Genomic DNA, 7,623 nt, shown 5'->3' with positions numbered 1-7,623 from the left:
GCGTTCGGCGAGGCGTCCTACAAGGGATCGACGGTGACGAAGTTCGAGCGCCTTCCGTAAGTCGCTCGAGGCTCAGGCCACCTCGATGTTCTGAGCAATGCGCCATAGCACACCGGTAGGGTCGATCAGCACGAAGTCGCGCATGCCCCAGGGTTGGTTCGCCGGCGGCACGACGCGCACGCCGTAGCGCTTGGCGATGTCGTGCGCCAGCACATGTTGCCACCAGGCTTCCACGTCGACGACGAGCATGTGCATCATGACGTTCTCGGCGTGTTCCTTGACGTAGAAATTCTGCAGAAGAAAGCTGGTCTCCCCTGCCCTGAGATAAGCCAGGTCGTCGGACGACCACGCCACCGTGAATCCGACGTCTCTGTAGAAGCGTTTCGACAACTCGAAATCTTTCGCAGGCACGAAGGCCTTGATCTCTACGGTTTCCATCGTCACCTCGTTCTCCTCGTTGGACATGCCAGGTCAGGCCGACTCGCGATCCTTGCGTCCGATCTCCACCAGGGCAGCGAGGCCTCGTTTCAGACTTCGAAGGCCGCTTTCACCAATACGGGCGTGAAGGTCCGCGTCGATCCGGTCGCGTGCGGCGCCTTGCACGGCTGCAGCGTCACGACCGCGTTCGGTCAACGTGATGACCAGCTTGCGGCGATCGACGGGATCGCCTTCACGCGCGAGGTACCCGCGAGTGACCAAGGTATCGACGAGCTGCCCGGCCGCCTGCTTGGAGACGCGAAGCTCCTGGACCAAGCGACCCAGCGGCACGTCGCCGGCGCCCTTCGCCAGTCCACCGATTACGTAGAGGCCGTTTTCGGGGATATCGTCGTAGCCGGCTTCGTCGAGCGCGCCGCGCATGGCCGTGGCGTAGGTACCGCGGGCATGCCTGAGTAGCGCAGGCACGACGATGTCTTCATACCAGGCGGGTTGATCATGGGACACGACTGCGCACCTCATCAACGGGGTTGATAGTMAATTTAGTTGACTATCAACCCCTCCGCAAGTGCTCTGGCAGGGGCGGCCCATAAAGAAAATGGAGCACCCGGCGGCTCCCCGGCGAGCGCCCCTTTGCCGACGAATGGATCAGCAACGGCCGCAACACAACGACACCGCCGCGCTCGACCACACAGGGCACCTTGCCTGCCGCAGCCGCGGCCCGGAGAGCCTCGCTCGACAGTCGCCCTAACACGTGCGTGCCGGGTACGACTTCCAGGGGCCCTGTATCCGCAGCGTTGTCGTCGAGCTGCAGTCGCACCGCCACCATCTGTTCAAGCACGGCCACGGGCGGCTGAACGAACCACACGCCTTCCTTGCGCGACCAACCAGACCAACCGGCCACGTCACGGCGGTTACGAACCGGAATGCTCAGGTCCTGATGCGGCGTCACCGACCACGTGGACCCATCGGATTTGGAAAACAACGTGCACTGGACTGCTTGCGCACCGGCCGGAAGCAGCGCTGCGATCGGCGGACTATTCGCCAGCCAGCGTCCGAGCGATGCAACGGCATCCAGCGACAAAAGCTTTCGTGAGCCGGCACCCGTCAGCGGCGCAGCTTCGACAGCGGCGAGCAGCGCATCACATGCTTCACTCGTAAGGAGGGGCGACAGGATCGTGAATCCGTCGCGGAAGAACCCAGAGCCTGCCAGAGACTCACTGGGTGACGCGCTCACGTCAGGGGCTCGCCGCTATCGAACGTTCGAGTCGGCTCAGCCGAACGAACTCGTTAAGCAGCCACACGACGCCGGAAAGGCCCAGCAGAAACTGCAGGGTCAAGAAAACCGCGATGCCGGCAGGTTGCGACATGGTCGAAAGGATGCGTGTCAACGATCCAAGATGCACCCAGGGCAATCCAACGATTGCCTGGACAAATGCAATGAAGCTCCCAGCAGCCAGTAAGAGAAGGCTCGTGTGTCGGGAACGTGCGTACGCAATCAGCTGCAGACTGAGCAGCGCCAATTGGCCGAACACCGAAACGACCATCAGGTACATATAGAAGATCGCAGTATCACCCGTCATTTGCATCGTCATACACCCCCGATGGTGTTCCTTCATGGACGTCAGCGTCCGGCTGTCGCTTCCGCGTAAGCCGCGTTGATTTCTTTCGCCTTCTGCTCGGCCAGCGCACGGATGTCCGGGCCGAGGTTGGCCACTTTATCCGGGTGGTACTCGCTCATCCGCGCCCGGTAGGCACTGACGATCTGCTCATGAGTCGCATCGCGCGCCACGCCAAGCACGTCATACCAGGGCAGCTGGCGCTGAAACAGGTTCGGCGGTACGGGGCGATGACCTTCGCTCGTTGGCTCGTCCGACTTGCTCATCATCGCCGAAACGAACTTGTAGCCGATCGCCAGGCAGACCGCGATAACGATGATGTCGACCAGGGTCATGCTAGCGCGCCTTCGATCTGGTGGAGATAGGTCGTCAGCTGAGCGTGACGCTCGCTGTCCGTGTCTTCGATGTCCATTTGCCGATGGAGCTTGGCACGGATAGTGTCGGCAAGGCGGGCCCGCTCGCTGGCATCCAGCAGCCGGTGCGCGGTGGAAACGAGGTCGAAGCGATCGGCGACGCGCAGACCCTGTTTGCGCACCAGATCGAGTGCATAGGGCGCGCACAGGAGCGCATCGGAAGCGATGCTCGCGCACTCCTTGCCGCCCAGACCGGTGACGTTTCGAAGGCGCCACACGCGCGAGACGGCGAAGACGATGGCCGCATACAGCACGATCATCCAACCGAGCAACACGAAGGCGGAGCCCAGCAGCACGACGGGAAGCGCGGCGAAAACCACGACCAGCAACATCACCGGCGTCGCCGATGCCGCGACGCCGATTCGCCATGCACGAAGGCCACGCGGCGACGGCCGGGCCAATGGTGGTGTCTGCAACGATGACCACCGCAGACGAAGTAGGGCACGCTGCGGCGCCAGTAGAGCGGGAACGTAGACGTGCCTTCCACCAAGCTCGAACTCCGAGCCCGCCGAGAATGACCACGTGCCATCGCGTCGCTCGAAGAAGACGACTTCGTTGTGGTACAGCAGCAGGACGGCGTCGTAGACATACATGCCTGCGACGCCGAACAACAGCCACCAGGGTGAAAGGAGCATGTCGCCTATTTCGCCTTGCGGGTGAACAAGCGCTTGATCGCTCCGCTCACTGCGGCAAAGCCGATCAGGATGAATTTCCACGCCGCAGCGAGGAACGTGCCGATGATCGCGAAGAAACCCTTCTTCGCGGCGACGGCGGCGACGCCTCCGGTGATCAGCGCAGCAAGACCGTATTCGGCGACCTTGTCGCCACTATGGAAATCGGTGTACGCCTGGCCCGGTGCGAACGTGAAGCCACCCATCGTGCCCTTGAACTGATCGACGGCCGTGGTGAGCGCATTCGGGTCGGCGACGAGGACGACGTTCATCACGCCACCGCGTCCGAGAATACGCGTGTTGTAGTTCACCACTTCGGCCTGCGACTTGTCTTCGCGCGCAACGAACGACCAGGCGAGGGACTTCAGCTCGTTRTCGTACTTCGGTGGATTCTTCCAGCCAATGACAGTGAGCGTGTCCCAGCCRCGCGAACGGCGTTCCTTGTTGCTCTGCTCGGTACCCTCGCGGACATTCTTCAGGATGTCGTCGGCATCGAGCTTTTCGTCGTCCTTCACATACCCGACATCCTCGTAGGTAAAGAAGGCGATCCACGCCTTGTTGTCCGGGGCAAGCGTATACCTGTCGGCCTGGTGCGGCGGGTTATGCATCAACTCGTTGAGCCGCCTGGTGCCTTCCGGGTCGAGGAAGGCATAGCCCTTGGGTACGTCCAGCGTCGCTTGCGATCCGACCTGCACCTTGGTGGGGCCGAACTTCCAGGGCAGCTCCGATACCGGAGAAGCCTGCGCGGCGAGTGCCACCAACGACAGCGCGAGCGCGGCTGCCAACTTCCTTGCAAATCCAGTCATCGTGTTCTTCCCAAACCGTGCGCCGAGCGCAAGCGCGATCAGACGCGCGCCGTGGCGCGAATCCGGTGTCCTTCATGGGTCGTGGAAGCCCCTGTCACGACAGTTATAAGTTTGCAACAAAAGCCGGCCGGAGGGAATCGGACGCACCGAAGCCCCCGCCCCTTCCGGGGGCTTCCGGTAGAATGGAGGGTTGTGGTTTACAGGGCAGCTCCTCATGCACATCGTCGTCAACGAAGAACTCAAGGCTTACATCGACCCGCTGACACCCGACGAGTACGAGTCGCTGGAGCGCAGTCTGCTCGCCGAGGGCTGCCGCGACGCGCTGGTGCTCTGGGGCGACACCCTGGTCGACGGCCACAACCGCTACGGCATCTGCCGCAAGCACGACATTCCCTTCCAGACCGTACAGAACGAGCGTTTCCGCTCGATCGACGATGTCCACCTGTGGATGATCGAGCAACACCTGGGCCGGCGCAGCGTGTCGGACTTCCAGCGCGGCGTGCTCGCGCTGCGCAAGCGCGAGATCCTTGCCGAGCGCCGGGCGCAGCTGGCCGAGTCGGACGTGCCCTTCGACACCACCGATGCTCAGCCGGCTGCCCCCAAGCCGCCCAAGACCGCACCGGCCGATAGCCGCAAGGACATCGCCCGCGAGGCGCGGATCAGCAGCAACCAGGTCGGCATGATCGAGAAGATCCGCAAGGAAGCTGCCCCCGAGGTGGTCGCCGCAGTGAAGTCCGGCGCCCTCTCGATCAGCGCGGCCGCCGCGGTGGCCAGCCTGCCTGAGGACGAGCAGCGCGCGGCCGCCACCGGAGGCGACGATGAGCTGAAGCAGGCCGCCAAGCGGGTGCGTGAGTCCAAACGGAAGCCCCGGGAGAAGCCCTCGGACGATGTCATGGCCTTGCGCGAGCAGGTGGCCGACCTGGAAGCCGAGAATCGCAACCTTCGCCGCGAGATCGACGCCCTGCGCGCCCGCCTGGGCGAAAGCGTGCCCGAGGACGCCGACGAAGCGCTCGCGGAGTAAGGTGAACCGTGCCGGCCGGGAACTCCGACCGGCATCCGGCGATCAAAGGCCGGTACACCGGACGCGCTCTCGAGCGTTCGAGAGTCTGTCCCCGGAGCGCTCCCATGAAAGCCATCATCGTCCTCGCCGCCCTCTCCCTCGCCGCCACGTCCACATGGGCGCAGGACACCAGCAAGCCCCTGAACCTGCGACTGCCCGCCGACTATGTGCCCGCACCGGCCAGCAGCACGGCAGCCGCCCCTGCGGCGGCCAGCAGCGTTGCCGGCACCGCACCGAAGAACGGCGGCAGCGTGGCGGTCACCCCCACCCSCCCGAAAGACCCCCCGGGTGCCTACTACGGCGACACCAGCGGCCGCATGGCCAACACCGAGACCGACAGTGGCGTGCCGCGCTGCGACGACGCCACCTATAACAAGCCCCAGGTCCACGGCAGCCTCACCACCGGCGTGGTCAGTGCCAGCCATGGCGGCAGCGGCAGCTACCAGGGCGGCGCGGTCAGCCTCAGCCAGGCCTTCGGCAGTTGCGAGCACCCGACCGGCGGCGTCAGCATCTCCGTCGGCGGCATGAACAACAACTTCGGGGGCGGTCGCGGGCGCTGGTAAGCCTAAGGCCGGGAACGAAACACCACGATGCGATCCGTCGCCGACGGATCGGGATCGTCGCTTCGTAACCACGCCATCCGGGCGAACGTGCGCGCGCATGGCCCGAGCACGATCACCCGCACCGGCCTTGAAGCCGCCTCGGCCTCGATCCGGGCCAGCACGTCACGAAGCACGGTGCCCAGGAAAGGCGTGAAGAGATAGAACACGTCGACGCCGGCCAGGTCCGCGTCGCGGGCGTCGCCCGCCTCGAAGCTCACGCCCTCCAGGCCCAGGGCCGACGCGGCCCGCGTTGAGCTATCGACGTACGCGGGCACACGCTCCACGCCGCGCGTGCAAGCCCCGGTGAGCATATGCACCAGCATCGGCACGTGGCCAAGGCCCGAGCCCAGGTCCAGTACGACATCCGCCGACGAAATCGCGGCACGCCGGATGCCGTCGACGATATGCCGCGCCGGGGTGGGCTGATAGAACACCATCTCGGGCGGCGACACCGGGGGAGCGATCGCGGGCTMGTCGATAGCAAGGATGCCCGCAAGCAAGCCGTCCAGCGCATCGTAGTGCTGGCCGGGCAATACCGCGCCACCGATCCAGCGCTCTAGTGCCCGACGGCCTTCGCCAAGGCGGATCTGCTCGCGAAGGACCTCGAAGAGGCCGCCATCGATCGATGCCATCACGTCGACCAACCGCTCGGCGCGGTCGCGCTCACCGCCCTCGGGCGCCCCGACCAGATGAAGCTCGAGTCGGTCCATCGCCTCGGCGCGCGCGACAAACGCGGCGGCCTCGCGCCATCCATCACTCGCGCAGAGCGCGGCCATCAAGGCGCCCAGTGCCGTGCCATCGCTCACCACGCGCGCTCGCGCCACCAGCGACGCCACCAACCGGCGCGCGAAGGAAAAACCCGGCTCATCGGCACGTGCACAATCACGTCGGTACCACCCTCCACGCGTGACGCGAAGGCCACGCTGCCGCCGAGGCTCTGGGCGCGTTCCTGCATGCCACGCAAACCCCAGTGACCGGCTCGCCCACCGCCACGGAGCACGGCGTCGTCGATGCCGCGCCCGTCGTCGCGAATGCGCAGCACCAGCTCGGCACCCTCCGTTTCGATGACCACGTCGATACGCGATGCCTCGGCGTGGGCGATCGCGTTATGCACGGCCTCCCGCGCGATGCCATAGAGTTCGTCACGCGCCAGCGGATCCATGTCACGCATGTCGATCGACGCTTCCACCAACACAGGTACGGTGTGTTCCGTGCCGAAGACACGCGCCAGCTCGACAAGCGCGACATCCAGGGAGAACGACTCGCCAGCGTGGCCGCGCAGGTCACGCACGCGATCGCGTGCTTCCACGAGGGCCTCTTCAGCGCGATCCAGTGCACCCTCCATCGCGATCCGCAACGGTTGGTCAGCGGGCACGCGATTGGCGATGGCCTGAAAACGCATCGTCAGGCCCTGGATACTCTGCAGCAGGGTGTCGTGCAACTCGCGGGCGATGCGTTCGCGCTCGGCGTGGCGCTCGTGCAAACGGGCACGTAGCTGCGCTTCCATCCGACGCATACGCAGGTAGAAGGCGAGCCAAAGCGCGGCGAACGCGATCAACAGGCAGATGACGACGAACCAGGTCGTCTGGAAGAACGTCGGCGCGACGACGATCGTGATCGAGGCGCCCTCCTCGTTCCACACGCCGTCCTCGTTGGCCGCAGTGACGCGGAACCGATAGCTGCCCGGCGGCGGGTCCGTATACACCGCCTCGCGCTCTGTCCCCGCATCACGCCAACGCGTGTCGATACCCTCCATGCGGTAACGGAAGCGTACGCGCTCGGGCATGGAAAGACTGGTCGCGGTATAGCTGATGCGCAGGCGCTCCGTGTGCGCGGGAAGATCCACCGTGGCAGCCACAGGCCAGGTTCCCGCATCCGTGGTAACGGAGCGAATCGACACGGGCGGGGGCAAGGGATTGCGCGGCACGTTGGCCGGATCGATCGAAACGACGCCACTGGTGGTGGCGAACCACAGGCGCCCGTCGTCGGCGACCACCGCCGTAGGCAACGGACGGAA

The 7,623-nt window shown here is 65.1% G+C and carries 11 protein-coding genes; 2 read left to right on the top strand and 9 right to left on the bottom strand.

Translation table 11 applies throughout. The features are described 5' to 3' along the window. Positions 1 to 72: 72 nt before the first annotated feature. From AC1DT2_RS12035 to AC1DT2_RS12005, 7 genes are read right to left on the bottom strand one after another with little or no spacing between them, the layout of a single operon-like run. Positions 73 to 465, bottom strand: a complete 393-nt coding sequence (locus AC1DT2_RS12035) for a VOC family protein (RefSeq protein ID WP_477296439.1) — start codon at positions 463 to 465, stop codon at positions 73 to 75. A gap of 6 nt (positions 466 to 471) precedes the next feature. After that, entirely contained in the window at positions 472 to 942 is a 471-nt protein-coding gene (locus AC1DT2_RS12030) for a MarR family winged helix-turn-helix transcriptional regulator (RefSeq protein ID WP_477296437.1), read from the bottom strand. A 46-nt stretch (positions 943 to 988) separates the two neighbouring features. After that, a complete protein-coding gene (locus tag AC1DT2_RS12025; RefSeq protein WP_477296435.1) occupies positions 989 to 1,672 on the bottom strand; it encodes a phytanoyl-CoA dioxygenase family protein in 684 nt (227 codons plus the stop codon). Between the two features lies 1 nt (position 1,673). Continuing rightward, entirely contained in the window at positions 1,674 to 2,030 is a 357-nt protein-coding gene (locus tag AC1DT2_RS12020; RefSeq protein ID WP_477296433.1) for a hypothetical protein, read from the bottom strand. A gap of 29 nt (positions 2,031 to 2,059) precedes the next feature. Further along, a complete protein-coding gene (locus AC1DT2_RS12015) occupies positions 2,060 to 2,389 on the bottom strand; it encodes a J domain-containing protein (RefSeq protein ID WP_477296431.1) in 330 nt (109 codons plus the stop codon). Continuing rightward, positions 2,386 to 3,102 carry a hypothetical protein gene (locus tag AC1DT2_RS12010; RefSeq protein WP_477296429.1) on the bottom strand — a complete coding sequence of 239 codons (717 nt, stop codon included), beginning with the start codon at positions 3,100 to 3,102 and terminating at the stop codon, positions 2,386 to 2,388. The genes AC1DT2_RS12015 and AC1DT2_RS12010 overlap by 4 nt, the downstream gene beginning before the upstream one ends. A 5-nt stretch (positions 3,103 to 3,107) precedes the next feature. Beyond that, positions 3,108 to 3,944 carry a DUF2167 domain-containing protein gene (locus AC1DT2_RS12005; RefSeq protein ID WP_477296427.1) on the bottom strand — a complete coding sequence of 279 codons (837 nt, stop codon included), beginning with the start codon at positions 3,942 to 3,944 and terminating at the stop codon, positions 3,108 to 3,110. A 214-nt stretch (positions 3,945 to 4,158) separates the two neighbouring features. Between AC1DT2_RS12005 and AC1DT2_RS12000 the strand changes: the two genes are divergently transcribed. After that, entirely contained in the window at positions 4,159 to 4,965 is an 807-nt protein-coding gene (locus AC1DT2_RS12000) for a plasmid replication/partition related protein (RefSeq protein ID WP_477296425.1), read from the top strand. Positions 4,966 to 5,069: 104 nt separating this feature from the next. After that, a complete protein-coding gene (locus AC1DT2_RS11995; protein WP_477296423.1) occupies positions 5,070 to 5,567 on the top strand; it encodes a hypothetical protein in 498 nt (165 codons plus the stop codon). A gap of 2 nt (positions 5,568 to 5,569) precedes the next feature. Here AC1DT2_RS11995 and AC1DT2_RS11990 read toward each other — a convergent pair whose 3' ends face one another. After that, positions 5,570 to 6,442 (bottom strand): hypothetical protein, encoded by an 873-nt coding sequence (locus tag AC1DT2_RS11990; protein ID WP_477296421.1) that lies wholly within the window; start codon positions 6,440 to 6,442, stop codon positions 5,570 to 5,572. After that, the coding region (locus tag AC1DT2_RS11985; RefSeq protein ID WP_477296419.1) for an ATP-binding protein at positions 6,409 to 7,623 on the bottom strand (1,215 nt) is incomplete at its 5' end. The genes AC1DT2_RS11985 and AC1DT2_RS11990, both read right to left, overlap by 34 nt.

It is taken from the genome of Luteibacter sp. P4_E6, from assembly GCF_056401535.1.
Note: the sequence above shows the minus strand (reverse complement) of the source record. Positions and strands in the feature narration are given on the sequence as shown.